Origin of the sequence: Methylobacterium sp. 77, assembly GCF_000372825.1 — a bacterium.
Taxonomy (GTDB): domain Bacteria; phylum Pseudomonadota; class Alphaproteobacteria; order Rhizobiales; family Beijerinckiaceae; genus Methylobacterium.
Genome location: NZ_KB910516.1, coordinates 1,753,876 through 1,780,571, shown reverse-complemented (window position 1 = coordinate 1,780,571; position 26,696 = coordinate 1,753,876). Strand labels below are relative to the sequence as shown.

The following is a 26,696-nucleotide window of genomic DNA, read 5'->3' as shown; positions in this document are numbered from 1 at the left end:
TTTCACTGATCGATCTGGAAACGCCCGGCCCTCGTGGCCGGGCGTTTTCGTTTGTCTACGGAAGGAGCTTCAGGCGTCGGCCCGCGATCAACGTCGCGGTGAGTCCCGCGAACATCGCCGCGCCGAAGAGCCATCCCGATGCGGCCCCGGCCATGATTCCCGAGAGCAACGTCCCCACGCTGCAACCGAGGCCGGTCATGGCGCCCCAGCCGAGAAGGAGGCCGCCGACGAGGCCCCGCACGGCCTGGGCGCGCTTCGGCAGGGCAGGGTGGAATTGTCCCGCAGCCAAAGCAGCGGCGAAGGACGCCGTAACGAGCCCGGCGATGAACAGGCCATTCGGCGTCAGCACCGCATCGCGGATGGCGGTGGCGCAGCCGCGAAACCCATCCAGGCCCTCGAGACGCGCAGGCAGGAGATCGAGGCCGGCGGCAGCCTGCCGCGCTCGGCCGCCGATCTCAGCGGTCACGCCGAGCGGGCCCACTCTGAGATAGGCCAGCGTTCCGAGGGCGCCGACGGCGAGGCCGCCGAGCCAGGTCGGCCAGCGGTCCACGAACACCGCCCGAAGCGGATCAATGCGCCGCGCCGAGGTTTCCCCGGCGGGCGTCAGCCATCTCAGCAGAGGCAGCGCCAGCGAGGCCAGAACGGCAAGGGTGAGGAGAAGACTTCCGGCATAGCCGAGATGGCGCGGCAGCCAGATCACCGGAGCGTCCGAGACGCTGGCAAGAAAGAGGGTGTTCCAGGTCAGGAAGCCGAAGACGAAGCCCAGAGCGGTGCCGACCAGAGCGAAGGGCGCCGTGGGCGAGCCTTCGCCGAGCCGATAAAGATGGGCGCCGATGCAGGAACCCGAGATCGCCATGCCTGCGCCGAAGGCGAACCCCGCGAGCACGAGGACCGGACCGACCGGACCGATATGTGCGTCCGGTGGTAGCCGCACTCCGCTTGGATCCGGCAGCCATGCCCCGAGCACGACACTGTAGCCGACCGCGCCCGCGGCCAAAGCGGTCAGGATGCCGAGCGCGCCGCGCGGGTCGCGTCGGTCGATCAGATCGCGCCACAGGCAGAAGAAGCAGAAGCGGGAGCGTTGCAGCACGAAGCCGAAAAGCGCCCCGAACGTCAGGGACAAGGCAAGCCGGCTACCGCCCGGCTCGCCGGAAAGCCGCAAGGCCCCGAGCAAGAGGCCGACACCGATCAGACCTGCCAGAGTGGCGCGCGCCAATATGGAGAAGCGCCCGGCCACTTGGCCGAGCGCTTCATGTTCGACGGTCGAATGAAGTGTCACTTGCCGGACCAGACCGTTCCAGCGAGGTTGACCACCGGCACACCCACGGCGTTGCCGTATTCCGTCCACGAGCCATCATAGTTGCGCACCGGGTAGCCCAGAACGCGGCTGAGCACGAACCAGGAATGGCTGGAGCGCTCGCCGATGCGGCAGGAGGTGATGACCGGCTTCGAGCCATCGATTCCGACATCCGCATAGAGCTTCTTCAGTTCTGGCACGGATTTCAGGGTACCGTCGGGATTCACGGCCTTCGCCCAGGGCACATTCACCGAACCGGGGATATGGCCGGCCCGAATTGCGAGTTCCTGCACCCCTGCCGGAGCGATGAGCTTGCCCGAGAATTCGTCCGGCGAGCGGATGTCGAGGATCGTCTCGTCCCGCTCCTTGCGTGCCACCGCGAGAACGTCCGCGAGGCGCGCCCGCTGCGCGGACGAAACGGGCGTGACAGGGAACCGCGAGGCCGCGACATCCGGATTGCGGTTCTCCAACTGGCGCTTCTCGGCCTCCCACTTCTTGCGCCCGCCGTCGAGCAGCTTCACATTGTCGACCAGACCATACTGGGCAAAGACCCAGGCGCCCCAGGCGGCGAACCAATTGTTGTTGTCGCCGTAGAGGATCACGGTGGTGTCGCGATCGATGCCGAGGCGCTGGACCAGGGCGGCGAACTTCTCGGGTCCCGCGATGTCGCGGCTCACGGTCTCCACCAGATCGGTATGCCAGACGACGTTCTGCGCGCCGGGCACATGGCCCCGCTCATAGATGCCGGGCTCGACACTGACCTCGACGATCCGCAGTTTCGGCGAACCGAGGTTCGCCTCGAGCCATTCGGTGGAGACGAGCGGGCTCGTCTGAACCCGATTCTGTTCGGCGGCGCGAACCGCGACATGCCCGATTGTCGGCAAAGCCAGGGCGGCCAGAGCGATGCGGACGGCAAGAAGGGTTTTGAGGGACACGGGCGCGCTCCGGCGAAGAAGAATTGTCGCATTGCGGATGTGGGCGTACGACCGCCGGCCTCGCAATCGAGGCCAAATCGCCGACTACAACCCAAGCTCCGATACTTGACGAAACGATCGTGTTACTAATGTTATTCGAAATCAATATAACGGTTTTTCAAATATTTGATCGTCGGAAGAAGATTGTCTTCTTCAATCGGCCCAAATAACAGGGATTATCTTCGCGCGCAGATCGTCCGTGAGCGGTATCACCCCTGGTCCTCGCGCAGAGCCGGCAAAACGCGCAAAAACGACGCGCCAAAACCATTGCAAGGGAGCGCACATTTCGCGCGAGCTGTGCTAGATACCTCGACCATGCGATGCACACTCCCGGTCTCATCCCGCCGACGCATCCTCTGCGTCTTTCCTGCCTACACTCCGTCTTTCGGGACATTCGCCCACGCCTACCCGTTAATGGGCGGCGTGAAGGCCTTCATGCCTCCACAGGGCTTGCTGCTGATCGCGGCGTACATGCCGGAGGAATGGGAGTACCGGTTCGTCGACGAGAACATCAAACAGGCCGGGCCGGAGGATTTCGCCTGGGCCGATGCGGTGTTCGTGTCGGGCATGCACATTCAGGCGCCGCAGATTCGGGACATTTATGCGCGGGCGCACGCGGCCGGTAAGGTCACGGCCCTCGGCGGGCCGTCGGTATCCGGATCGCCCGAGCAATACCCCGAATTCGATTACCTCCATATCGGCGAGATCGGTGACGCCACCGACGAACTCGTGTCGATCCTCGATCGCGACGTGTCGATCCCGGCAACCCAGGTGCGGCTCGAGACGAAGGAGCGCCTGCCGCTCTCGGACTTTCCGGCGCCCGCCTATGAGGCGGCGCCTCTCAAGCGCTATCTCATCGGCTCGCTGCAATTCTCCTCCGGCTGCCCCTACCGCTGCGAATTCTGCGACATCCCGCAGCTCTATGGCCGTCAGCCGCGACTGAAGTCGCCCGAGCAGATGCTCGGCGAGCTCGATGCCATCATCTCTCAGCCGGGCCATCCGGCCGTCGTCTACTTCGTCGACGACAACTTCATCGGCAATCGCAAGGCCACGAAGGACATGCTGCCCCACCTGGTGGAGTGGCAGAAGAAGAATCACTACCCGCTTCAGTTCGCCTGCGAGGCGACATTGAACATGGCCAAGCAGCCCGACATCCTCGAGCTGATGCGCCAGGCGAACTTCATGACCGTCTTCGTCGGCATCGAGACGCCTGAAGAAGAGGCGCTCGCCGGCATCGACAAGAAGCACAACGCCGCAGTGCCGATGTACGAGGCCATCGAGACTCTCAATAGCTTCGGCCTCGAAGTGACGTCGGGCATCATCCTCGGCCTCGACACCGAGACAGATGGATCAGAACAGAAACTGATCGATTTCGTCGACAAGTCGGCCGTGCCGGTGCTGACCATGAACCTGCTCCAGGCCCTTCCCAAAACCCCACTCTGGGACCGCCTGACCCGCGAGGGACGGCTCCTCCACGATGCGTCCCTCGAGTCCAACGTCCTGTTCAAGCGCCCGCACGACGATGTCGTGGCGAGCTGGCGCCGGGCCATCGCGCATGCCTACGAGCCGGAGAATTTGTTCGCGCGCTTCAAGTATCAGGTCGAGCGGACCTACCCGCACCGGATCAAGACGCCGCTGAAGGGCAAGCTCACCCGGACGAACCTTCGCCGCGGCCTCGTGCTCGGCTTCAACATCGCCGTACGCGTCGGAATCATGTCGGATTACCGCGGCGTGTTCTGGCGTGCCGCGGGCCATGCCCTGAAGCGTGGACAGATCGAGGCGGTGTTCAACATGGGCTTCGTCGCCCATCACCTGATCCGCTTCACCCGGGAAGCACTGCGCGGAGAACACAACGCCTCGTTCTACGCGGCCAAGGCCGACCAGAAGCGCGAGAATGCCCGTACGCCTTGGTGGCAGGCAGCACGCAAATTCCTGCCGACCTGATCGGCGTTCTCCGAGCCGTATGGTTCCCGGCGGCCCGACCTCCGGAACCACAGGAAATCACGTCAACCCAAATCGACTGCCTGCGACCGAATTATCCGCCGGAGGCACTTGGCAGGACGTTTGCTAGGGCCTATAGACCCCGCTCAACGTTTTTCACACTTTGAAAGGATTCGACCGATCGGTCGATATCCGACATGCGAATTCGTCTGGGCGACCAGACGATAATGGCCGGAAGGCTTCGAGAGGCGAAAAGCCCCTCTGAGCCTCGTCCGGCCATGTCCTGTCCGAGACTGCAGGCGCCGGGTGACCGGCTTAATTCCCCAGCCTGCACAGACGGGGAAGACCGAATTCAAGACCCTTTCGACCACGCGATTCGCGCGGCAGGGAGGTATCGGTTTGAACCATCTCGCCCGTGCCGTCCACCGTTCCGGAGGATGTCAGGGGACAGGGCCGTGAAGCGTCGTCCAGGACGTTCCGGCTTCTCATTGAGCCGAGTTCCGTTCCGGGCGGCATGTGCAACCGGCGGACCCTCCCCTGAGAGGGCCCCGCCAACCGGAGAGAGCCCCAGTGGACAGGACAGCAAAAGCTGATCTCGTCTCGACGCTCAACGGCGTGTTCGCGAACACGTCCGTCGTCGTCGTGGCCCACTACAAAGGCCTCACGGTCGCCGAGATGCAGAAGCTGCGCGCGCAGATGAAGCTGGCCGGTGCCACCGTGAAGGTCACCAAGAACCGCATCGCCAACATCGCTCTCGATGGCACGGACGTCGCCTCCATCAAGCCCCTCCTGAAGGGCCCGACCCTGCTCGCCTATTCGAGCGATCCGGTCGCGGCTGCGAAGGTTGCGGTGGACTTCGCCAAGACAAACGACAAGCTCGTTATTCTCGGCGGCGCCATGGGAACGACTGCCCTGAACCCGGACGGTGTGAAGGCGCTTGCGTCGCTTCCGTCCCTCGACGAACTGCGCGCCAAGATCGTGGGCCTCATCCAGGCTCCCGCGACCAAGATCGCCCAGGTCGTCAACGCTCCGGCTGCCAAGCTGGCTCGCGTGTTCGGGGCCTATGCCACCAAGGACGAGGCTCAGAGCGAAGCGGCTTGAGGCTGCTTCGCTCTTCTCAAACCATCCGTTCAAACCGATTTCTAAAGGAACAACACCATGGCTGATCTTGCCAAGCTCGTCGACGACCTGTCCTCGCTGACCGTTCTCGAAGCCGCCGACCTCGCCAAGCTGCTCGAAGAGAAGTGGGGCGTCTCGGCCGCCGCTGCCGTCGCCGTCGCCGGCCCGGCCGCTGGCCCGGCCGCCGTCGTCGAAGAGCAGACCGAGTTCACGGTTCTCCTCACCGCCGCTGGCGACAAGAAGATTGAGGTCATCAAGGAGGTCCGCGCGATCACCGGCCTCGGCCTCAAGGAAGCCAAGGACCTCGTCGAAGGCGCTCCGAAGGCTGTCAAGGAGTCCGTCAACAAGGAAGAGGGCGAGAAGCTCAAGGCCCAGCTCGAGAAGGCCGGCGCCAAGGTCGAGCTTAAGTAAGCTGCCGATGGGCCGAATCCGGCCCGTCACTTCCGGCTGGTCCTTCATGGGCCGGCCGGCACCGATGCCCGCGGGTCTCCGACCCGTGGGCTAAGGTCGCTTCAAGCGACCGAGCGGTCCTGGAACGGGCCGGCGGCATTCATTTCGGGTGGGCTTGGTCCGGCGGGACAAGTTCATCGCCTGGTCGCGGGAGGCATAAAGCCTTCCCCGGGCACCCGGTACGCGGGACGTAGGAGCGAGGTCACCCATGGCCAACACGCTGGTCGGTCGCAAGCGCATTCGCAAATTTTTCGGCAAGATCAAGGAAGTCGCCGAGATGCCGAACCTCATCGAGGTTCAGAAGGCGTCCTACGACCAGTTCTTGATGATGGACGAGCCGGAAGGCGGACGGGGCGACGAAGGCCTGCAGACCGTGTTCAAGTCGGTCTTCCCGATCTCCGACTTCTCGGCCACCGCCCTGCTCGAATTCGTGAAGTACACGTTCGAGCAGCCGAAATACGACGTCGACGAGTGCCGTCAACGCGGCATCACCTTCGCGGCTCCCCTCAAGGTGACGCTGCGTCTCATCGTGTTCGATGTGGACCCGGATACCGGTGCGAAGTCGGTCAAGGACATCAAGGAGCAGGACGTCTACATGGGCGACATGCCCCTGATGACGGAGAACGGCACCTTCATCGTCAATGGCACAGAGCGCGTCATCGTCAGCCAGATGCACCGCTCCCCCGGCGTGTTCTTCGATCACGACAAGGGCAAGACCCACTCCTCGGGTAAGCTGCTCTTCGCCGCTCGCATCATCCCGTATCGCGGCTCGTGGCTCGACGTCGAGTTCGACGCCAAGGACATCGTGCATGTCCGTATCGACCGTAAGCGCAAGCTGCCGGCGACCTCGTTGCTGTTCGCACTCGGACTCGACGGCGAGGAGATCCTCTCGACCTTCTACAACCGCGTCATCTACGACCGTGACGGCGCCGAGTGGCGCGTGCCGTTCGATGCCGACCGTCTGAAGGGCTTCAAGGCCTCCGTCGATCTGGTCGACGCCGATTCCGGCGAGGTCGTGCTCGAAGCCGGAAAGAAGCTCAACGCGCGTAACGCCCGCCAGATCGCCGAGCGCGGCGTCCAATTCCTGAAGGCAACGGACGAAGACCTGATCGGCCAGTACATCGCCGAAGATCTGGTCAACCCGAAGACCGGTGAGATCTGGGCCGAGGCCGGCGACGAGATTTCCGACAAGCTCCTCAAGAGCCTGGAGGAAGTCGGTGTGTCCGAGCTTCCCGTTCTCGACATCGACCACGTCAACGTCGGTCCCTACATCCGCAACACGCTCGCCGTGGACAAGAACTCGTCCCGTGAGGGCGCGCTGTTCGACATCTACCGCGTCATGCGTCCCGGTGAGCCGCCGACGCTCGACACGGCGGAAGCGATGTTCCACTCGCTGTTCTTCGATTCCGAGCGCTACGATCTCTCGGCCGTCGGCCGCGTGAAGATGAACATGCGCCTCGATCTCGACGCCGAGGACACCGTCCGTACGCTGCGCCGCGAGGACATGCTCGCCGTGGTCAAGGCGTTGGTCGACCTGCGCGATGGCAAGGGCGAGATCGACGACATCGATCACCTCGGCAACCGCCGTGTCCGTTCCGTCGGCGAACTGATGGAGAACCAGTACCGCCTGGGTCTGCTGCGCATGGAGCGCGCCATCAAGGAGCGTATGTCCTCCGTCGACATCGACACCGTGATGCCGCAGGATCTCATCAACGCGAAGCCCGCGGCAGCCGCCGTGCGCGAGTTCTTCGGCTCGTCGCAGCTGTCGCAGTTCATGGATCAGACCAATCCGCTTTCGGAAGTGACGCATAAGCGTCGCCTTTCGGCGCTTGGCCCCGGCGGTCTGACCCGCGAGCGCGCCGGCTTCGAAGTGCGCGACGTGCACCCGACCCACTATGGCCGTATCTGCCCGATCGAGACGCCGGAAGGCCCGAATATCGGTCTCATCAACTCCCTGGCGACCTTCGCTCGGGTGAACAAGTATGGCTTCATCGAGACCCCGTTCCGTCGTGTGAAGGACGGCGTGGTGACGAAGGAAGTCTCCTACCTCTCCGCGATGGAGGAGGCGAAGTACTACGTCGCCCAGGCCAACGCTCAGATGGACGAGAGCTTCAAGCTCATCGAAGATCTGGTGGTCTGCCGTCGCGCCGGTGACGTCATCGTGGTGCCTCCGGACCGCGTCGACCTCATGGACGTGTCGCCGAAGCAGCTCGTTTCGGTGGCCGCCGCGCTGATCCCGTTCCTCGAGAACGACGACGCGAACCGCGCGCTGATGGGATCGAACATGCAGCGCCAGGCGGTGCCGCTGGTTCGTGCCGATGCGCCGTTCGTCGGCACCGGCATGGAAGCCGTAGTCGCCCGCGATTCGGGTGCCGCCATCGCGGCCCGCCGGACCGGCATCGTCGATCAGGTGGACGCGACCCGTATCGTCATCCGCGCCACGGAAGAGGCCGACGCCAACAAGCCCGGCGTCGACATCTACCGCCTGCAGAAGTTCCAGCGCTCCAACCAGTCGACCTGCATCACGCAGAAGCCGTTGGTTCGCGTCGGCGAGACCGTGAAGAAGGGCGAGATCATCGCCGACGGTCCCTCGACGGAGTTCGGTGAGCTGGCGCTCGGCCGGAACGTGCTCGTCGCGTTCATGCCGTGGAACGGCTACAACTTCGAGGATTCGATCCTGCTCTCCGAGCGGATCGTGAAGGATGACGTGTTCACCTCGATCCATATCGAGGAATTCGAGGTGATGGCCCGAGACACCAAGCTCGGTCCCGAGGAAATCACCCGCGACATCCCCAACGTCTCGGAAGAGGCGCTGAAGAACCTCGACGAGGCCGGCATCGTCTATATCGGCGCCGAGGTGCATGCCGGCGACATCCTGTGCGGCAAGATCACTCCGAAGGGCGAAAGCCCGATGACGCCGGAAGAGAAGCTCCTGCGCGCCATCTTCGGTGAGAAGGCGTCCGACGTGCGCGACACCTCGCTTCGGGTTCCCCCGGGCGTGACGGGTACAATCGTCGAGGTCCGGGTGTTCAACCGCCACGGCGTCGACAAGGACGAGCGCGCTCAGGCGATCGAGCGCGAAGAGATTGAGCGTCTCGCCAAGGATCGCGACGACGAGCAGGCGATCCTCGACCGCAACACCTATGCCCGCCTCGCCGGCGTCCTGATCGGTCAGTCGCCGATCGCCGGTCCGAAGGGCTTCAAGAAGGAGACCACGCTCAACCGTGAGCTCCTGAACGAGTACCCGCGCTCGCAATGGTGGCAGTTCGCCGTCGTCGACGACCGTCTCATGACCGAGATGGAAGCGATGCAGAAGCAGTACGACGAGTCGAAGAAGCGCCTCGAGCAGCGCTTCCTCGACAAGGTCGAGAAGCTGCAGCGCGGCGACGAGTTGCCTCCGGGCGTGATGAAGATGGTCAAGGTCTTCGTCGCGGTGAAGCGCAAGATCCAGCCGGGCGACAAGATGGCCGGCCGTCACGGCAACAAGGGTGTCGTGTCGCGGATCGTGCCGATCGAGGACATGCCGTTCCTGGAAGACGGGACGCATGCCGACATCGTGCTCAACCCGCTCGGCGTGCCCTCGCGTATGAACGTCGGGCAGATCCTCGAGACCCATCTGGGCTGGGCGGCGGCCGGCCTCGGCCGCAAGGTCGGGCTCGCGGTGGACGCGTATCTGCGCAGCAACGACATCGCCCCCCTCAAGGCGGAGATGGAGGCGATCTACTCGCCGTCGGAGCTGGAAGGCCTCTCGGACGAGGAGATGGCGGAAGCCGCCAACAACGTACGCCGCGGCGTGCCGATGGCGACCCCGGTGTTCAACGGCGCCAAGGAAGCCGACATCGAGACCATGCTGGAGATGGCCGGGCTCGACCGCTCGGCGCAGTCGACGCTCTATGACGGGCGCACGGGCGAGCCTTTCGACCGCAAGGTGACGATGGGCTACATCTACATGCTCAAGCTCCACCACCTCGTGGACGACAAGATCCACGCGCGGTCGATCGGCCCGTACTCGCTCGTCACCCAGCAGCCGCTGGGCGGAAAGGCGCAGTTCGGCGGTCAGCGCTTCGGCGAGATGGAAGTCTGGGCACTCGAAGCCTACGGTGCGGCCTACACGCTGCAGGAGATGCTCACGGTGAAGTCGGACGATGTCGCCGGCCGCACCAAGGTCTACGAGGCCATCGTCCGCGGCGACGACACCTTCGAGGCCGGTATCCCGGAGAGCTTCAACGTGCTCGTGAAGGAAATGCGTTCGCTCGGCCTCAACGTGGAGCTAACCTCCTCGAAGAAGCTTGCGAACGACCAGCTCGATCCGCCCGCAGAAGCGGCCGAGTAAACATAGCGGCACGCTCCCGCGCCGGCCCATTGGCCGGCGCGGTTCGAGCGGGGAGGGGAAGCGCCTCTCGACGGACGAAGGCCAGCGGCGACCCGGCCGGTCGCAGCGCCTAATCGATTTCAGCACGTGGTCGGCCCCTCGGCGGAGGGTGCAGCCCGTCAGCTCAGGAGCAGATCATGAACCAAGAGGTCATGAATCTTTTCAACCAGCAGGCTCAGCCTCAGAGCTTCGACCAGATCAAAATCTCGATCTCCTCACCCGAAAAGATCCTCTCGTGGTCCTTCGGCGAGATCAAGAAGCCCGAGACGATCAACTATCGCACGTTCAAGCCCGAGCGTGACGGCCTGTTCTGCGCGCGTATCTTCGGACCGATCAAGGACTACGAGTGCTTGTGCGGCAAGTACAAGCGCATGAAGTACAAGGGCGTCATCTGCGAGAAGTGCGGCGTCGAGGTTACCCTGGCGCGCGTCCGGCGCGACCGCATGGGCCATATCGAGCTCGCCGCACCGGTCGCGCACATCTGGTTCCTGAAGTCGCTCCCGAGCCGCATCGGTCTGCTGCTCGACATGGCGCTCAAGGACCTCGAGCGCATCCTCTATTTCGAATCCTACTGCGTCATCGAGCCGGGTCTCACCCCCCTCAAGGAGCGTCAGCTCCTCTCTGAGGAAGAGTACCTGCGCGCTCAGGAGGAGTACGGCGAGGATTCGTTCACGGCGATGATCGGCGCAGAAGCCATCCGCCGCATTCTGCAGGAGCTCGATCTCGACGGGATCGCGAACTCCCTGCGTGAAGAGATCGCTACCACGACCTCCGAGCTGAAGCCGAAGAAGCTTCTCAAGCGCCTGAAGATCATCGAGGCCTTCCAGATGTCGGGCAACAAGCCCGAATGGATGATCCTTACCGTGGTCCCGGTGATCCCGCCGGACCTGCGCCCGCTCGTCCCTCTGGACGGCGGCCGTTTCGCCACGTCGGATCTAAACGACCTCTACCGTCGCGTCATCAACCGCAACAACCGCCTCAAGCGGCTGATCGAGCTGCGCGCGCCCGACATCATCATCCGCAACGAGAAGCGCATGCTTCAGGAGGCGGTCGACGCGCTGTTCGACAACGGCCGTCGTGGTCGCGTCATCACGGGCGCCAACAAGCGCCCGCTGAAGTCGCTGGCCGACATGCTGAAGGGCAAGCAGGGCCGCTTCCGCCAGAACCTGCTCGGCAAGCGCGTCGACTATTCCGGCCGCTCGGTCATCGTGGTGGGTCCGGAGCTCAAGCTGCACCAGTGCGGCCTGCCGAAGAAGATGGCTTTGGAGCTGTTCAAGCCGTTTATCTACGCGCGTCTCGACGCCAAGGGATTCTCGGCCACCGTCAAGCAGGCCAAGAAGCTCGTGGAAAAGGAGAAGCCGGAGGTCTGGGACATCCTCGACGAGGTGATCCGCGAGCACCCGGTCATGCTCAACCGCGCGCCGACGCTTCACCGCCTGGGCATCCAGGCGTTCGAGCCCAAGCTGATCGAGGGTAAGGCGATCCAGCTTCACCCGCTCGTCTGCGCGGCCTTCAACGCCGATTTCGACGGCGACCAGATGGCCGTCCACGTCCCGCTCTCGCTGGAAGCCCAGCTCGAAGCGCGCGTGCTGATGATGTCGACCAACAACATCCTGCACCCCGCCAACGGCCAGCCGATCATCGTGCCGTCGCAGGATATCGTGCTCGGTCTCTACTATCTGTCGATCGTGGCCGAGGGCGCCATCGGTGCCTTCGATCCGACCAACAAGCTCAACCCGATGCAGGGCGTGTTCGGCACCATCGGCGAGCTCGAGCATGCTCTGGCGGCCAAGACCGTCAAGCTGCACTCGAAGATCCGCTGGCGCTGGAACGGCATCGGCCCGGATGGCGAGCCGCTCACCCAGACCTACGACACGACGCCCGGCCGCGTGATCCTCTCCACCGCGCTGCCGCTTCACAAGAAGGTCCCCTACGACGTCGTCAACAAGCTGATGACGAAGAAGGAGATCTCCGCGATGATCGACACCGTCTACCGCCACTGCGGTCAGAAGGAGTCGGTGATCTTCTGTGACCGGATCATGGCGCTCGGCTTCAACCACGCGTTCAAGGCCGGCATCTCGTTCGGCAAGGACGACATGGTCGTGCCGGACAACAAGTGGCCGATCGTCGACGACACCCGTGCGCTGGTGAAAGACTACGAGCAGCAGTACAATGACGGCCTGATCACCCAGGGCGAGAAGTACAACAAGGTCGTCGACGCCTGGGCCAAGTGCTCGGACAAGCTCGCCGCCGAGATGATGCTGCGCATCTCCACCGTGCAGAAGGACGAGAACGGCGCCGACAAGCAGATCAACTCGATCTACATGATGAGCCATTCCGGTGCCCGTGGTTCGCCGGCGCAGATGAAGCAGCTCGCTGCTATGCGTGGACTCATGGCCAAGCCTTCGGGCGAGATCATCGAGACCCCGATCATCTCGAACTTCAAGGAAGGCCTGGACGTTCTCGAGTACTTCAACTCGACTCACGGTGCCCGTAAGGGTCTCGCGGACACCGCGTTGAAGACGGCGAATTCCGGCTACCTGACCCGTCGTCTCGTCGACGTCGCGCAGGACGCGGTCATTCGCGAAGTCGATTGCGGCACGACCAACGGCATCAAGATGCGCGCCATCGTCGATGCCGGCCAGGTCGTCGCGCCGCTTTCGATCCGGATCCTCGGCCGCGCCACGGCCGAAGACCTCGTGGCTCAGGACGGCACCGTCATCGTCAAGACCAACGAGACGATCGAGGAGAAGCACCTGCCCGCCATCCAGGCGGCCGGTATCCAGGAGGTGAAGATCCGCTCGGTGCTCGTCTGCGCCACCAAGAGCGGCGTCTGCGCCACCTGCTACGGGCGCGATCTTGCCCGCGGCACGCCCGTCAACATGGGCGAGGCCGTCGGCGTCATCGCGGCGCAGTCGATCGGCGAGCCGGGCACCCAGCTCACCATGCGCACCTTCCACATCGGTGGTGCGGCTCAGATCGCGGACTCGTCCTTCATCGAATCGAGCTTCGAAGGCACGATCAAGATCCGCAACCGGGCGCTCGCCCGCAACACCGACGGTGACCTCATCGCCACAGGCCGTAACGTGGCTGTGGTGATCGTGGGGACCGATGGTGCCGAGCGTGCGGTCCACCGCCTGCAATACGGCGCGCGTCTGCGGGTGGACGAGGGCGACAAGGTGAAGCGCGGCCAGCGCATCGCCGAGTGGGACCCCTACACCCGTCCGATCATCACGGAGACCGACGGTATCGTCGCCTACGAGGACCTGATCGACGGCCAGTCGATCACCGAGACCACCGACGAGTCGACCGGCATCGCCAAGCGCGTCGTCATCGACTGGCGTGGTACGGCGCGTACCGCCGACCTCAAGCCGGCCATGCTGGTGCTCGACCAGGACGGCAAGCCGATGAAGCTGCCGCGCGGCTCGGATGCACGCTACTTCCTCCCGGTCGACGCCATCATCGGCTACGACCCGGGCGGTACGGTGAAGGCCGGCGACATCCTCGCCCGCGTCTCGACCGACTCGGCCAAGACCCGCGACATCACCGGCGGTCTGCCGCGTGTGGCGGAGCTGTTCGAAGCGCGTCGTCCGAAGGACGCGGCGATCATCGCGGAGAAGTCGGGCACGATCCAGTTCGGGCGCGACTACAAGAACAAGCGTCGCCTGACGCTGACCCCGCATGATGGTTCGGATGCGGTCGAGTATCTGATCCCGAAGGGCAAGCACATCCATCTCCAGGACGGGGATGTGGTGGAGCTCGGCGACTACATCGTCGACGGCAACCCTGCGCCGCACGACATCCTGGCGATCAAGGGCGTGGAGGAGCTGGCCGCTTACCTCGTCAACGAAATCCAGGAGGTCTACCGGCTCCAAGGCGTGTCCATCAACGACAAGCACATCGAGGTGATCGTCCGTCAGATGCTGCAGAAGGTGGAGATCACCGACGGCGGCGATTCGGAAATCCTGACGGGGGACCAGATCGACCGGACGGAACTCGCCGACATCAACGAGAAGCTGCTTGCCGAGAACAAGAAGCCTGTCGTCGGTGTGCCGGTGCTCCTCGGAATCACCAAAGCATCGCTGCAGACGAAGTCGTTCATCTCGGCGGCCTCGTTCCAGGAGACCACCCGCGTGCTCACCGAGGCTGCCGTCAACGGCAAGGTCGATCACCTGGAGGGTCTCAAGGAGAACGTCATCGTCGGGTCCCTCATCCCGGCCGGTACGGGCTCCATGGCTGCCGACATCCGCGCCGTTGCGCGGCGTCGCGATGCCATGATCCTTCAGCAGAAAGCGGCTGAAAGCGGAGCACAGCCGCTGAGCGAGCTGCCACCAGCCGCCGAGTAATCGATCGGCAGGCCAGATCGAGACGAGAGGGGGCGGCCTGAAAGGGCCGCCCTTTTTTCGTGCCTACATCCCTAGAAGCAACTCACGAATCGGCAATCCAACCCGTCGCGATGGATCGGTTTCTATCTCGGCAAACCCGTTCGGCAGACTGGACAAAACCGCCTATCGCCGCCTTACCGATGCTCTGAGACGTCTGGTTTGCTCAAGGCACGGCGATACCAAGTCGGTCTGTCGCCGATTCACCTCACTAATCAGGCGTTAACCGCCGATCCGGGACAAGTTTCTCGTCTGCGAGGATTGACCTTCGGCGGGTCCGCGCATAGAAGCACGCCACTCCGGCACAACAGCACGGCACAGCGAGTCGGACCTACGGGTCCAACGGTACTCGTCACGCCAGCTCCGGTACTCACATCGACTGACATTCTTGTCAGATCAGTAGGTACGAGCGCGCCGAAGGGCGTGATCCTCTGCCGAACGCGCGCCACGGGTCCTCACCGACTCATGGCGCATATTCGTTTTGCGGATCTTCTTACGAAGATCCGCGGCAGCCCGGAGACGGGCTGTTTCGTGAAGCCGAACATGGGATCGCATCTCGGCGGTCCGGATGAAGAGGGCAGAGTATGCCGACGATCAATCAGCTGATCGCGCAGCCGCGTAAGGCGCAGAAGAGCCGCAACAAGGTGCCGGCGCTCGACGCCTGCCCGCAGAAGCGCGGCGTTTGCACCCGCGTCTATACGACGACCCCGAAGAAGCCGAACTCGGCGCTTCGTAAGGTTGCCAAGGTCCGTCTCACCAACGGATTCGAAGTCATCGGGTACATCCCGGGCGAAGGCCACAACCTTCAGGAACACTCCGTGGTGATGATCCGCGGCGGTCGTGTGAAGGATCTTCCGGGCGTGCGTTACCACATCCTGCGCGGCGTGCTCGACACGCAGGGCGTCAAGGGCCGTAAGCAGCGTCGTTCGAAGTACGGCGCCAAGCGTCCGAAGTAAGAACTTCGCAAGAGCTAAGATATTCGCTCACCCCATAAGGATGTCGCCGGTCTCAGAGAGGTTCAAGGCGGCCTGCGTGGGGTGGTTTCAAGAAGTTACGACCTAATACGGAGCGCGCGATGTCCCGCCGCCATTCTGCCGAAAAGCGTGAGATCATCCCGGACGCCAAGTACGGCGACATCGTCCTGACCAAGTTCATGAATTCGATCATGTACGAGGGCAAGAAGTCCATCGCCGAAGGCATCGTCTATGGCGCGTTCGACATCGTCGAGAACCGTGCTCGTGCGAACCCGATCGAGGTGTTCCGCGCGGCCCTCGAGAACGTCGCTCCCGCGATTGAAGTCCGCTCCCGCCGCGTCGGCGGCGCGACCTACCAGGTCCCCGTCGAAGTCCGCACCGAGCGCCGCCAGGCCTTGGCAATCCGTTGGCTGATCCAGGCTGCTCGCGGACGCAACGACCGGACGATGATCGAGCGCCTCTCGGCCGAACTCCTCGACGCCGCCAACAACCGTGGCAACGCGGTCAAGAAGCGGGAAGACACCCACCGGATGGCGGAAGCCAACCGCGCCTTCTCGCACTACCGCTGGTAAGCGGCCCCGGACCCCTTCAGGAGCAATCCGATGCCACGCACGCATGCGATCGAGGACTACCGTAATTTCGGCATCATGGCTCACATTGATGCCGGCAAGACCACGACCACCGAGCGGATTCTCTACTACACCGGCAAGTCCCATAAGATCGGCGAAGTCCATGACGGCGCCGCGACGATGGATTGGATGACGCAGGAGCAGGAGCGTGGGATCACGATCACCTCCGCTGCCACCACCTGCTTCTGGCGCGACAAGCGCCTGAACATCATCGACACCCCCGGTCACGTCGACTTCACGATCGAAGTGGAGCGCTCCCTGCGCGTGCTCGACGGCGCCGTGTGCGTCCTCGACGGCAACCAGGGCGTAGAGCCGCAGACCGAGACCGTCTGGCGTCAGGCCGACAAGTACGACGTGCCGCGCGTCGTGTTCGTCAACAAGATGGACAAGATCGGCGCCGACTTCTTCAAATGTGTCGCCGATATCATCGACCGGGTCGCCGGTAAGCCCGTTTGTCTCCAGCTGCCGATCGGCGCGGAGACGAGCTTCAAGGGCGTCATCGACCTTATCAAGATGAAGGCCATCGTCTGGACGTCCGAGAAGCTCGGTGCCGATTTCTCGGAAACCGACATTCCCGACGACCTCGCCGATCAGGCTGCGGAATACCGCATCAAGCTCGTCGAAGCCTGCGTCGAGATGGATGACGATGCGATGGCCGCCTATCTCGACGGTGTCGAGCCGGATGCCGAGACGATGCATCGTCTCGTCCGCACCGCCGTCCAGCGCCGCGCCTTTCACCCGGTGCTCTGCGGTTCGGCCTTCAAGAACAAGGGCGTCCAGCCTTTGCTCGACGCCGTCGTCGATTACCTGCCGTCCCCCGCCGATCGCGGTGAGATCAAGGGCATCGATTTCAAGACCGAGGAAGAGACCGTTCGGCATCCGTCCGACAGCGATCCCTTCTCCATGCTCGCCTTCAAGATCATGGACGATCCGCACGTCGGAACGATCACCTTCTGCCGCGTCTACTCGGGCAAGGTCGAGTCGGGTGCCAACGTCATCAACTCGTCGCGCGATAAGAAGGAGCGTGTCGGTCGCATGCTTCTGATGCACGCGAACAACCGCGAGGACGTCAAGGAAGCCTTCACGGGTGACATCGTCGCTCTGGCTGGCCTCAAGGACACCCGTACCGGTGACACGCTCTGCGATCCGCAGAAGGCCGTGATCCTCGAGAAGATGGAGTTCCCCGAGCCCGTCATCGAGATCGCCGTCGAGCCGAAGTCGAAGGCCGATCAGGAGAAGCTCGGCATCGCCCTCGCCAAGCTCGCCGCGGAAGATCCGTCGTTCCGCGTTTCTACCGATCAGGAATCGGGCCAGACCATCCTTCGCGGGATGGGCGAGCTCCATCTCGACATCAAGGTCGACATCCTGCGCCGCACCTACATGGTGGACGCGAATATCGGTCAGCCGCAGGTCGCGTATCGTGAGAAGCTCACGAAGCGCACCGAGATCGACTACACCCACAAGAAGCAGACCGGCGGTACTGGTCAGTTCGCTCGGGTGAAGTTCGTGGTCGAGCCCAACGAGCCGGGCAAGGGCTTCGAGTTCTCCTCGAAGATCATCGGCGGTACGGTGCCCAAGGAGTACATCCCGGGCGTCGAAAAGGGTCTCAACTCGGTCCTCGGCGCCGGTATCCTGGCGGGCTTCCCGGTCGTCGACATCAAGGTCGAGCTGATCGACGGTGCCTACCACGATGTCGACTCGTCGGCTCTCGCCTTCGAAATCGCGTCGCGCGCCGCACTCCGCGAAGCCCTTCAGAAGGGTGGATCGGTTCTGCTCGAGCCGGTGATGAAGGTCGAGGTCGTCTCGCCGGAGGAATATACCGGTTCGGTCATCGGCGATCTGAATTCCCGCCGTGGCCAGATCCAGGGCCAGGACATGCGCGGCAATGCGAACGTCATCAATGCGATGGTGCCGCTCGCCAACATGTTCGGCTACGTGAACCAGCTGCGCTCCTTCTCCCAGGGCCGCGCGAACTTCACGATGCAATTCGACCATTACGAAGAGGTGCCGCGCGGCGAGGCCGAGAAGGTCGTCGCGAAGTACGCTTAAGGCTTCCCGCCTTTTCCGGACCGCAGCAGCATCACCTGAAACACGCTAGATTACGGAGGCTACGATGGCCAAAGAGAAATTCGCCCGCACGAAGCCGCACTGCAACATCGGCACGATCGGTCACGTCGACCATGGCAAGACGTCGCTGACGGCGGCGATCACGAAGGTGCTGGCCGAGACGGGCGGCGCGACGTTCACGGCCTACGACCAGATCGACAAGGCTCCGGAAGAGAAGGCCCGCGGCATCACGATCTCGACGGCCCACGTCGAGTACGAGACGGCCAACCGCCACTACGCCCACGTCGATTGCCCGGGCCACGCCGATTACGTGAAGAACATGATCACCGGTGCCGCCCAGATGGACGGCGCGATCCTGGTGGTCTCGGCCGCCGACGGCCCGATGCCGCAGACCCGCGAGCACATCCTGCTCGCCCGTCAGGTCGGCGTGCCGGCGCTGGTGGTGTTCCTCAACAAGGTCGATCTCGTCGACGACGAGGAGCTCCTCGAGCTCGTCGAGATGGAGGTGCGCGAGCTCCTCTCCAAGTACGACTTCCCCGGCGACGACATCCCGATCACCAAGGGTTCGGCCAAGGTCGCTCTCGACAACGGCGACAAGGCCGTCGGCCACGACGCCGTCGTCGCCCTGATGGCCACCGTGGATGCCTACATCCCGCAGCCCGAGCGTCCGATCGACAAGCCGTTCCTGATGCCGATCGAGGACGTGTTCTCGATCTCGGGCCGCGGCACCGTGGTGACCGGTCGCGTCGAGCGCGGCATCGTCAAGGTCGGCGAGACCGTGGAGATCGTCGGCATCCGCGACACCCAGACCACCACGGTCACGGGCGTCGAGATGTTCCGCAAGCTCCTCGACCAGGGCCAGGCCGGCGACAATGTCGGCGTGCTCCTGCGCGGCACCAAGCGCGAGGATGTCGAGCGCGGCCAGGTCGTGTGCAAGCCCGGTTCGGTCAAGCCCCACACCAAGTTCAAGGCCGAGGCCTACATCCTCACCAAGGAGGAGGGCGGCCGCCACACCCCGTTCTTCACCAACTACCGGCCCCAGTTCTACTTCCGCACCACCGACGTCACCGGCGTCTGCGAACTCCCCGAGGGCACTGAGATGGTGATGCCCGGTGACAGCGTCACCATGGACGTCACCCTCATCGTCCCCGTCGCCATGGAAGAGAAGCTCCGCTTCGCCATCCGCGAAGGCGGTCGTACCGTCGGCGCAGGCGTCGTCGCAGCCATCAACGATTAAGTTCGGAACGCTCAGTCTGCTGGGATCGATAGAGGGGCGGGTCCTCGCGCCCGCCCCTTCTTAAGTCCCGCTAAGGTTTCAGGTCATGAACGGTCAGAATATCCGCATTCGCCTCAAGGCGTTCGATCATCGTATTCTCGATGCTTCGACCCGCGAGATCGTGTCGACGGCCAAGCGCACTGGTGCGACCATTCGTGGTCCGATCCCGCTGCCGACGCACATCGAGAAGTTCACTGTCAACCGCTCGCCGCACATCGACAAGAAGTCGCGCGAGCAGTTCGAGATGCGCACCCACAAGCGCGTCCTCGATATCGTCGATCCGACGCCCCAGACCGTGGACGCGCTGATGAAGCTCGACCTCGCCGCCGGCGTGGACGTGGAGATCAAGCTCTAAGTCCCGCGGGGATTTAGAGCTTACCGTAGAATCGCGCGAGGGGAGACACCTATGCGCTCAGGCGTCATTGCACAGAAGGTCGGCATGACCCGCATCTTTACGGATGCAGGCGAACATGTCCCCGTGACAGTGCTTAAAATCGATCAATGCCAGGTGGTTGCCCACCGTACCGTCGAGAAAAACGGTTACGTCGCCCTTCAGGTCGGCGTCGGCAAGGCCAAGGTGAAGAACGTGTCGGCTGCCGAGCGCGGCCGGTTCGCAGTCGCCAAGGTCGAGCCCAAGCAGAAGCTTGCCGAGTTCCGTGTGTCCGAGGACGCGCTGATCCCGGTCGGCGCCGAAATCACCGCCGATCACTTCATCCCTGGCCAGTTCGTCGACGTGACGGGCACCACCACGGGTAAGGGCTTCGCCGGTGGCATGAAGCGCTGGAACTTCGGCGGTCTGCGCGCAACCCACGGCGTGTCCATCTCGCACCGTTCGATCGGTTCGACCGGTGGCCGTCAGGACCCGGGCAAGACCTTCAAGAACAAGAAGATGCCCGGTCACATGGGTGTCGACCGGGTCACGACCCAGAACCTGCGCGTCGTGCGCACGGATCCTGAGCGTGGCCTCATCCTGGTCGAAGGCGCCGTCCCCGGCGTCGCCGGCGGCTGGATCCAGATCCGCGACGCGGTCAAGCGCAAGCTTCCCGCCGACGTGCCGCAGCCCGGCAAGTTCCGTGAGAACGGTTCTTCCGCTGCTCCCGCCACCGAAGCTCCGGCTCCCGAGGCTCCCGCTTCCGAGGAGAATGCGTGATGAAGCTCGATATCACCACTCTCGACGGCGACGGCGCCGGATCGGTCGACTTGGACGAGACCATTTTCGGTCTCGAGCCCCGCGCCGATCTGCTCCAGCGCATGGTGCGCTGGCAGCTCGCCAAGCGTCAGGCCGGCACCCATGCGGTCAAGAACCGTTCGGACGTCAATCGGACGCGCAAGAAGCTGTATAAGCAGAAGGGCACCGGCAACGCTCGCCACGGCGCTGCTTCCGCTCCGCAGTTCCGCGGCGGTGGACGTGCGTTCGGCCCGGTCGTTCGCAGCCATGCACACGACCTGCCGAAGAAGGTCCGTGCTCTGGCGCTCCGTCACGCCCTGTCCGCCAAGGTGAAGGCCGAGACGCTCATCATCATCGACGACGTCAAGCTCGCCGACGGCAAGACCAAGAACCTGGTCGAGCGTTTCGAGAAAATGGGTCTGTCCAGCGCGCTGATCATCAGCGGCGCCGAGGTCGACGTGAACTTCGGTCGCGCCGCCCGCAACATCCCGCAGATCGATGTCCTTCCGGTTCAGGGCATCAACGTCTACGACATCCTGCGTCGCGACAAGCTCGTGCTGACGCGCGCAGCGTTCGATGCGCTGGAGGCGCGATTCAAATGAGTGCCGATCCGCGCCACTACGATATCATCGTCTCTCCGGTCATCACCGAAAAGGCGACGAACCTCACCGAGCAGAACAAGGTCGTCTTCCGGGTCTCCCCGAAGGCAACCAAGCCGCAGATCAAGGAAGCGGTGGAGAAGCTGTTCGACGTCAAGGTCACGGGCGTGAATACGCTCGTCACCAAGGGCAAGAAGAAGATTTTCCGCGGGCTTCGCGGACAGCGTTCGGACGTGAAAAAAGCGATCGTGACCCTCGCCGAGGGTGAGACGATCGACGTCACGACCGGGCTCTGACACGAAAAGCGTTAGGATCAAGCCGATGGCCTTGAAGACATTCAAACCGGTCACGCCGAGCCTTCGCCAGCTCGTGCTCGTCGACCGCCGTGAGCTCTACAAGGGCAAGCCGGTCAAGAAGCTCACCGAGGGCAAGTCGTCGTCCGGCGGCCGCAACAACCTCGGTCGCATCACCGTTCGCTTCCGCGGCGGTGGACACAAGCGCACCCTGCGCAACGTCGATTTCAAGCGTCGCGTTCAGCTGGGTGTCGCTGCCACGGTGGAGCGGATCGAATACGATCCCAACCGCACGGCATTCATCGCCCTGATCACTTACCCGGACGGCGTGCAGAGCTACATCCTGGCTCCCCAGCGCCTGTCGCCCGGTGACAAGGTGATCGCGGCCGAGCAGGTCGATATCAAGCCGGGCAATGCTGGCCCCGTCGGCAACATGCCGGTCGGCACCATCGTGCACAACATCGAGCTGAAGATCGGCAAGGGCGGCGCAATCGCTCGTTCGGCCGGCAATTACGCTCAGATCGTCGGGCGCGACCAGGGCTACGTGACGTTGCGTCTGAACTCGGGCGAGCAGCGCCTGGTTCACGGTCAGTGTTTCGCCAGCGTCGGTGCGGTGTCGAACCCGGACCACATGAACATCTCGCTCGGCAAGGCCGGCCGCAATCGCTGGCTCGGTAAGCGTCCGCACGTCCGCGGCGTTGCCATGAACCCGGTCGATCACCCGCACGGCGGCGGTGAGGGTCGTACCTCGGGCGGCCGGAATCCGGTCACGCCCTGGGGCGTGCCCACCAAGGGGAAGAAGACCCGCTCCAACAAGCGGACCGACGTCTTCATCCTCGCCAGCCGTCACAACCGCAAGAAGTAACCCTCATGGCACGCTCGCTCTGGAAGGGGCCGTTCATCGACGGCTACCTCCTCAAGAAGGCTGAGACCGCTCGCGGATCCAGCCGCAACGAAGTTATCAAGATCTGGAGCCGTCGCTCCACGATCCTGCCGCAGTTCGTCGGGCTCACCTTCGGTGTGCACAACGGACAGAAGCACATCCCGGTCTACGTGTCCGAGGAAATGGTCGGTCATAAGTTCGGCGAGTTCTCGCCGACCCGCACCTTCCACGGCCACGCAGCCGACAAGAAGGCGAAGAGGCGCTGAGATGGGCAAGCAAGCCACCCCCCGCGCGCTCCCCGAGAACGAAGCGAAGGCCGTCGCGCGCATGCTGCGCGTCAGCCCTCAGAAGCTCAATCTCGTTGCGCAACTCATCCGCGGTAAGAAGGTCGAGTCGGCCCTGGCCGATTTGGAATTCTCCCGCAAGCGGATTGCCCGCGAGGTCAAGAAGTGCCTCGAGAGCGCCATCGCCAATGCCGAGAACAACCATGACCTGGATGTCGACGATCTCGTCGTCTCCGAGGCCTTCGTCGGCAAAGCGCTCGTGCTCAAGCGTTTCCACGCCCGTGCGCGTGGTCGCGGCGCCCGCATCCTGAAGCCCTTCGCGAACCTCACCATCGTGGTGCGCGAAGTCCCGACCGCCGAAGCGGCGTGAGGAGGACCTGATGGGCCAGAAAGTCAATCCGATCGGTCTGCGGCTCGGTATCAACCGGACCTGGGACTCCCGCTGGTTCGCCCAGAAGGGTGAATACGCCAAGCTGATGCACGAGGACGTCGCCATCCGCGCCGCCCTCATGAAGCAGCTGAAGCAGGCCGCCGTCTCGAAGATCGTCATCGAGCGTCCGCACCGTAAGTGCCGCGTCACCATCCACTCGGGCCGTCCGGGCGTGGTGATCGGTAAGAAGGGCGCGGATATCGAGAAGCTGCGCAAGCTCGTCGGCACCCTTACCAAGGCCGACGTGACCATCAACATCGTCGAGGTGCGCAAGCCCGAGATCGATGCGACGCTGGTGGCCGATTCGATCGCCCAGCAGCTCGAGCGCCGCGTTGCCTTCCGTCGCGCCATGAAGCGTGCCGTGCAGTCCGCGATGCGTCTCGGTGCCGAAGGCATCCGGATCAACTGCTCCGGCCGTCTCGGCGGCGCCGAGATCGCGCGCCAGGAATGGTACCGCGAGGGCCGCGTTCCGCTGCACACCCTGCGTGCGGATGTCGATTACGGCGTGGCGACAGCCTTCACGACCTACGGGACGTGCGGAATCAAGGTGTGGGTGTTCAAGGGCGAAATCCTCGAGCACGACCCGATGGCGCAGGACAAGCGCGCTCAGGAAGAAGGCGGCCGTTCGGGCGGACGTCGCGAGCGCGATGGCGAGGGTGGCCGCGAGCGCGGCCGGCGTGAGCACGCTTAAGGCGTGATCGCGCACACCCGTTAGCCAGAGAAGGTGTTGAGAGGCTGCCATGTTGCAACCCAAGAAGACCAGGTTCCGTAAGCAGTTCAAGGGTCGCATCCACGGTGCGGCCAAGGGCGGCTTCGACCTCAATTTCGGGACCTTTGGCCTGAAGGCCATCGAGCCCGAGCGCGTCACCGCGCGGCAGATCGAGGCGGCTCGCCGTGCGATCACCCGTGAGATGAAGCGCCAAGGCCGTGTCTGGATCCGGATCTTCCCGGACGTTCCGGTCACGGCAAAGCCCACCGAGGTCCGCATGGGCTCCGGCAAGGGCGCACCCGAGTTCTGGGCGGCACGCGTGCATCCCGGACGTATCATGTTCGAAGTCGACGGTGTCGCCGAGGACATCGCCAAGGAGGCTCTGCGCCTCGGTGCGGCGAAGCTCCCGATCCGCACGCGCGTCGTTCAGCGTATCGCTGACTAAGGGAGGAGGGGATCATGAAGTCGTCACAGAGACAGTCGGATCTGGCCGCCCTGTCGCCCGATCAGCTGAACGATGAGTTGCTGAACCTGAAGAAGGAGCAGTTCAATCTGCGCTTCCAGGGTGCCACCGGCCAGCTCGAGAACGTCGCCCGGGTCCGTGAGGTCCGTCGCGATATTGCCCGCGTTCGCACGCTCCAGCGTCAGAAGACGCTGAAGTCCGCGCAGGCTTGAGGAGTACACCATGCCGAAGCGCGTATTGCAGGGCGTCGTCGTCAGCGACAAGGGCGAGAAGACCATCGTCGTCAAGGTGGAGCGTCGCTTCACCCACCCGGTGATGAAGAAGACCGTCCGTCGCTCGAAGAACTACCACGCCCACGACGAGTCCAACTTCGCCAAGGTCGGTCAGACCGTGTCGATCGAGGAATGCCGTCCGTTCTCCAAGACCAAGACCTGGAAACTGGTCGATGCCGGCGCCGCCACCGAGGCTGCTCCCGCCGAGGCCTGAGCCATCGGACCGGACGACCAAGCGGGCGCATATCCCAATGCGTCCGCTTCGTCATGTCTGGGCCCCTTCGTCGCTCGCAGCGTGAAAGCTCATTCGATACAAGTGGGTTTTGGCCCTCGCGCCAACGGTGGAAGAGAGGCTGATACCCTGCCGGGAGCCTATGGACGGCATCATCTGTCAGGGCGCTCAGGTGCAAAAATTTCGTCTGGTTGCACAATCCCTATAGGGGTCCGACGCGATGCGCTGCGCGCCCGGCCGGTCGCCCCCTCGCATGGGGATCGATGATGCTGGAACACGCCAACCGCGCCTGGGAAGCCCTCGTCGGGTTCTTCGGTGCCGACGAGATCAACCGGATCGTCAGTTCACGCCGGCAATTCGGCGTCCATCTGCTGCCCGACCTGCAGGCGTCCGCTACCGCGCAGATCGACCCGTTCGGGCCGCTCCTTATGGGCGTCCATCAACACCACTCTCAGATTCCCCTGACGATCTCGAGCCTGCTCGTGCGGTCGGGCGACCACGCCGTCGCGATCACGCCGCTTCAGTACGGCGACATGGATGTTGGCGAGGAGGAGCCGTTCCCGGTCCTCAACAGCGCACTCTGGCTGTTCCGGGTCGAGGGCCGCCCCGTAGCGGTCCTTCTGTCCCAATACAGCACCTTCGGCGAGGGCACGCTTGCCCAGATCGAGATCGTCACGCCGCCGGTGGCCGAATCCCTGGATTTCGCCCGCACCTTCTTGAGGACGATCCAGGATTCTGTCGCCAATTCGTCCCTCTATCGCGGCAAGGTTCTGTCCTTCGAGAGCAGTTCCGATTTCTCCGGCATGCGCTCGGCAATGACCGTCCACAAGCTGCCCCCTGTGTCGCGCGAGGCGATCATCCTCGACGATGCCACGATGGCGCGGATCGACCGCCACGTCTTCGCATTCGACCGCCACCGCGACGACCTCCGGCGACTCGGGCAATCGACCCGCAAGGGCCTGCTCCTCTACGGACCGCCCGGGACGGGCAAGACCCACGTGATCCGCTACATCGCGGCAAACCTGCCCGAGCGCACCACCGTCCTGATCACGGCCGAGCAGGTGGGAAACCTGACCCAATACATGTTGCTGGCCCGGACGCTCCAGCCGAGCATCGTCGTCCTGGAGGATGTCGACCTCGTCGGGCGGTCCCGCGAGGGCATGAACAGCCCGAAGACCGAAGTCCTCCTGAATCGCCTGCTGAACGAGATGGACGGCCTGCACGACGATGCCGACGTGCTCTTCCTCCTCACCACCAATCGACCCGAGGAGATCGAGGACGCGCTGGCGTCCCGTCCGGGCCGCGTCGATGAAGCCATCGAGATCGCCAATCCAGATGCCGCCTGCCGGGAACGTCTGATCGCGCTGTACGGCGCGGCCCTGACCTTCGAGAAGGGGGCGGTCGCGGATGCGGTCAAGTTTTCCGAAGGCGCCAGCGCGGCCTTCGTCAAGGAAATGGTCCGGCGCCTCGCCCAGGCCAGCCTGGCGAGCGGCCGGCATGAGGCGATCGGCCGTCGCCTGGTCGCCACCGTCTTCGGCGAAGCGACGGAGAGCACAAGCCGGATCGGGCGTCGCATCGTCGGCTTGTCGGCATTGCCGGTGCGGGAGGGCCGCGGCGGCGCTCCCTCCCTCGACGGATGCTGCGACGATCTCTGACCCGAAAACGCTCTACCTCGCATCCGCGTCGCGACGAGTTTCGTCTTGCACCTAGTCGTCCCCTGGTGTAGTGGCCATGCCTTCGCGACAAGTGAGAGGGGTGTCCGCACCCTTCGTACGCGACGACCGCGCCGGGGTCCACGGACACCGATTGCGCGGCGTTTCATATGAGCCGGGGACATCAGATCCCCATCAGGCGTCGTCCGCCGGACAATACCGTCCGTGTG

At 63.9% G+C, this 26,696-nt stretch carries 23 protein-coding genes; 21 read left to right on the top strand and 2 right to left on the bottom strand.

Annotated elements, in window-relative coordinates; translation table 11 throughout:
- Positions 1-55: 55 nt before the first annotated feature.
- Both A3OK_RS0108425 and A3OK_RS0108420 read right to left on the bottom strand, forming a co-directional pair.
- Positions 56-1,279 carry a YeeE/YedE family protein gene (locus A3OK_RS0108425; protein WP_019904494.1) on the bottom strand — a complete coding sequence of 408 codons (1,224 nt, stop codon included), beginning with the start codon at positions 1,277-1,279 and terminating at the stop codon, positions 56-58.
- Positions 1,276-2,172, bottom strand: a complete 897-nt coding sequence (locus tag A3OK_RS0108420) for a sulfurtransferase (protein ID WP_245259419.1) — start codon at positions 2,170-2,172, stop codon at positions 1,276-1,278. The genes A3OK_RS0108425 and A3OK_RS0108420 overlap by 4 nt, the downstream gene beginning before the upstream one ends.
- A 414-nt stretch (positions 2,173-2,586) precedes the next feature.
- On the opposite strand from A3OK_RS0108420, the gene A3OK_RS0108415 reads away from it, so the two are divergent.
- The 21 genes from A3OK_RS0108415 to A3OK_RS0108315 all read left to right on the top strand — a co-directional run bounded on the left by A3OK_RS0108415 (position 2,587) and on the right by A3OK_RS0108315 (position 26,469).
- The gene (locus A3OK_RS0108415; RefSeq protein ID WP_026597056.1) at positions 2,587-4,215 is read left to right on the top strand and encodes a B12-binding domain-containing radical SAM protein; all 1,629 of its coding nucleotides are present in this window, start codon (positions 2,587-2,589) and stop codon (positions 4,213-4,215) included.
- 567 nt (positions 4,216-4,782) lie between these two features.
- Positions 4,783-5,313, top strand: coding sequence for a 50S ribosomal protein L10 (gene rplJ, locus A3OK_RS0108410; RefSeq protein ID WP_019904491.1), 531 nt, complete (start codon positions 4,783-4,785; stop codon positions 5,311-5,313).
- A 57-nt stretch (positions 5,314-5,370) separates the two neighbouring features.
- Positions 5,371-5,742, top strand: coding sequence for a 50S ribosomal protein L7/L12 (rplL, locus tag A3OK_RS0108405; RefSeq protein ID WP_019904490.1), 372 nt, complete (start codon positions 5,371-5,373; stop codon positions 5,740-5,742).
- A gap of 247 nt (positions 5,743-5,989) precedes the next feature.
- Positions 5,990-10,114 carry a DNA-directed RNA polymerase subunit beta gene (gene rpoB / locus A3OK_RS0108400; protein ID WP_019904489.1) on the top strand — a complete coding sequence of 1,375 codons (4,125 nt, stop codon included), beginning with the start codon at positions 5,990-5,992 and terminating at the stop codon, positions 10,112-10,114.
- A 176-nt stretch (positions 10,115-10,290) separates the two neighbouring features.
- Positions 10,291-14,499, top strand: coding sequence for a DNA-directed RNA polymerase subunit beta' (gene rpoC, locus A3OK_RS0108395; RefSeq protein ID WP_019904488.1), 4,209 nt, complete (start codon positions 10,291-10,293; stop codon positions 14,497-14,499).
- 620 nt (positions 14,500-15,119) lie between these two features.
- Entirely contained in the window at positions 15,120-15,491 is a 372-nt protein-coding gene (rpsL, locus tag A3OK_RS0108390; protein WP_018044234.1) for a 30S ribosomal protein S12, read from the top strand.
- 119 nt (positions 15,492-15,610) lie between these two features.
- A complete protein-coding gene (gene rpsG / locus A3OK_RS0108385; protein ID WP_019904487.1) occupies positions 15,611-16,081 on the top strand; it encodes a 30S ribosomal protein S7 in 471 nt (156 codons plus the stop codon).
- A 30-nt stretch (positions 16,082-16,111) separates the two neighbouring features.
- On the top strand, positions 16,112-18,187 hold the full coding sequence (gene fusA / locus A3OK_RS0108380) for an elongation factor G (RefSeq protein WP_019904486.1): 2,076 nt from the start codon (positions 16,112-16,114) through the stop codon (positions 18,185-18,187).
- A gap of 64 nt (positions 18,188-18,251) precedes the next feature.
- Positions 18,252-19,442, top strand: coding sequence for an elongation factor Tu (gene tuf, locus A3OK_RS0108375; protein ID WP_019904485.1), 1,191 nt, complete (start codon positions 18,252-18,254; stop codon positions 19,440-19,442).
- An 85-nt stretch (positions 19,443-19,527) separates the two neighbouring features.
- Positions 19,528-19,836, top strand: a complete 309-nt coding sequence (gene rpsJ / locus A3OK_RS0108370; protein ID WP_018044230.1) for a 30S ribosomal protein S10 — start codon at positions 19,528-19,530, stop codon at positions 19,834-19,836.
- Between the two features lie 51 nt (positions 19,837-19,887).
- Positions 19,888-20,631: a 50S ribosomal protein L3 gene (gene rplC, locus A3OK_RS0108365; protein ID WP_018044229.1), complete on the top strand. Its 744-nt coding sequence runs from the start codon at positions 19,888-19,890 to the stop codon at positions 20,629-20,631.
- Positions 20,631-21,251 (top strand): 50S ribosomal protein L4, encoded by a 621-nt coding sequence (gene rplD / locus A3OK_RS0108360; protein WP_019904484.1) that lies wholly within the window; start codon positions 20,631-20,633, stop codon positions 21,249-21,251. The genes rplC and rplD overlap by 1 nt, the downstream gene beginning before the upstream one ends.
- The gene (locus A3OK_RS0108355) at positions 21,248-21,544 is read left to right on the top strand and encodes a 50S ribosomal protein L23 (protein ID WP_018044227.1); all 297 of its coding nucleotides are present in this window, start codon (positions 21,248-21,250) and stop codon (positions 21,542-21,544) included. Before rplD ends, A3OK_RS0108355 begins: the two co-directional genes overlap by 4 nt.
- 25 nt (positions 21,545-21,569) lie before the next feature.
- Complete coding sequence (gene rplB / locus A3OK_RS0108350; RefSeq protein WP_019904483.1) at positions 21,570-22,406, top strand: 50S ribosomal protein L2; 837 nt, start codon at positions 21,570-21,572, stop codon at positions 22,404-22,406.
- A gap of 5 nt (positions 22,407-22,411) precedes the next feature.
- On the top strand, positions 22,412-22,690 hold the full coding sequence (gene rpsS, locus A3OK_RS0108345) for a 30S ribosomal protein S19 (protein ID WP_018044225.1): 279 nt from the start codon (positions 22,412-22,414) through the stop codon (positions 22,688-22,690).
- Position 22,691: 1 nt separating this feature from the next.
- Positions 22,692-23,078 carry a 50S ribosomal protein L22 gene (gene rplV / locus A3OK_RS0108340; RefSeq protein WP_018044224.1) on the top strand — a complete coding sequence of 129 codons (387 nt, stop codon included), beginning with the start codon at positions 22,692-22,694 and terminating at the stop codon, positions 23,076-23,078.
- Positions 23,079-23,088: 10 nt separating this feature from the next.
- Positions 23,089-23,829, top strand: coding sequence for a 30S ribosomal protein S3 (gene rpsC, locus A3OK_RS0108335; protein WP_018044223.1), 741 nt, complete (start codon positions 23,089-23,091; stop codon positions 23,827-23,829).
- A 49-nt stretch (positions 23,830-23,878) separates the two neighbouring features.
- Complete coding sequence (gene rplP, locus A3OK_RS0108330) at positions 23,879-24,292, top strand: 50S ribosomal protein L16 (protein ID WP_018044222.1); 414 nt, start codon at positions 23,879-23,881, stop codon at positions 24,290-24,292.
- Positions 24,293-24,306: 14 nt separating this feature from the next.
- Complete coding sequence (gene rpmC / locus A3OK_RS0108325; protein WP_018044221.1) at positions 24,307-24,522, top strand: 50S ribosomal protein L29; 216 nt, start codon at positions 24,307-24,309, stop codon at positions 24,520-24,522.
- Positions 24,523-24,532: 10 nt separating this feature from the next.
- Positions 24,533-24,796 (top strand): 30S ribosomal protein S17, encoded by a 264-nt coding sequence (gene rpsQ / locus A3OK_RS0108320; protein ID WP_019904482.1) that lies wholly within the window; start codon positions 24,533-24,535, stop codon positions 24,794-24,796.
- A 281-nt stretch (positions 24,797-25,077) separates the two neighbouring features.
- On the top strand, positions 25,078-26,469 hold the full coding sequence (locus A3OK_RS0108315; RefSeq protein WP_019904481.1) for an ATP-binding protein: 1,392 nt from the start codon (positions 25,078-25,080) through the stop codon (positions 26,467-26,469).
- Positions 26,470-26,696 lie beyond the last annotated feature (227 nt).

Bases quoted from the DNA above. Each gene is read 5' to 3' on its own strand.
- rpsC (WP_018044223.1), top strand. From the start codon at position 23,089: ATGGGCCAGAAAGTCAATCCGATCGGTCTGCGGCTCGGTATCAACCGG.
- rpsQ (WP_019904482.1), top strand. From the start codon at position 24,533: ATGCCGAAGCGCGTATTGCAGGGCGTCGTCGTCAGCGACAAGGGCGAG.
- rpoC (WP_019904488.1), top strand. From the start codon at position 10,291: ATGAACCAAGAGGTCATGAATCTTTTCAACCAGCAGGCTCAGCCTCAG.
- rplC (WP_018044229.1), top strand. From the start codon at position 19,888: ATGCGCTCAGGCGTCATTGCACAGAAGGTCGGCATGACCCGCATCTTT.
- rplD (WP_019904484.1), top strand. From the start codon at position 20,631: ATGAAGCTCGATATCACCACTCTCGACGGCGACGGCGCCGGATCGGTC.
- rplV (WP_018044224.1), top strand. From the start codon at position 22,692: ATGGGCAAGCAAGCCACCCCCCGCGCGCTCCCCGAGAACGAAGCGAAG.
- fusA (WP_019904486.1), top strand. From the start codon at position 16,112: ATGCCACGCACGCATGCGATCGAGGACTACCGTAATTTCGGCATCATG.
- A3OK_RS0108355 (WP_018044227.1), top strand. From the start codon at position 21,248: ATGAGTGCCGATCCGCGCCACTACGATATCATCGTCTCTCCGGTCATC.
- A3OK_RS0108415 (WP_026597056.1), top strand. From the start codon at position 2,587: ATGCGATGCACACTCCCGGTCTCATCCCGCCGACGCATCCTCTGCGTC.
- rplL (WP_019904490.1), top strand. From the start codon at position 5,371: ATGGCTGATCTTGCCAAGCTCGTCGACGACCTGTCCTCGCTGACCGTT.
- A3OK_RS0108315 (WP_019904481.1), top strand. From the start codon at position 25,078: ATGATGCTGGAACACGCCAACCGCGCCTGGGAAGCCCTCGTCGGGTTC.
- rpoB (WP_019904489.1), top strand. From the start codon at position 5,990: ATGGCCAACACGCTGGTCGGTCGCAAGCGCATTCGCAAATTTTTCGGC.
- rpsL (WP_018044234.1), top strand. From the start codon at position 15,120: ATGCCGACGATCAATCAGCTGATCGCGCAGCCGCGTAAGGCGCAGAAG.
- rpsG (WP_019904487.1), top strand. From the start codon at position 15,611: ATGTCCCGCCGCCATTCTGCCGAAAAGCGTGAGATCATCCCGGACGCC.
- rplB (WP_019904483.1), top strand. From the start codon at position 21,570: ATGGCCTTGAAGACATTCAAACCGGTCACGCCGAGCCTTCGCCAGCTC.
- rpmC (WP_018044221.1), top strand. From the start codon at position 24,307: ATGAAGTCGTCACAGAGACAGTCGGATCTGGCCGCCCTGTCGCCCGAT.
- rplP (WP_018044222.1), top strand. From the start codon at position 23,879: ATGTTGCAACCCAAGAAGACCAGGTTCCGTAAGCAGTTCAAGGGTCGC.
- rpsS (WP_018044225.1), top strand. From the start codon at position 22,412: ATGGCACGCTCGCTCTGGAAGGGGCCGTTCATCGACGGCTACCTCCTC.
- tuf (WP_019904485.1), top strand. From the start codon at position 18,252: ATGGCCAAAGAGAAATTCGCCCGCACGAAGCCGCACTGCAACATCGGC.
- rpsJ (WP_018044230.1), top strand. From the start codon at position 19,528: ATGAACGGTCAGAATATCCGCATTCGCCTCAAGGCGTTCGATCATCGT.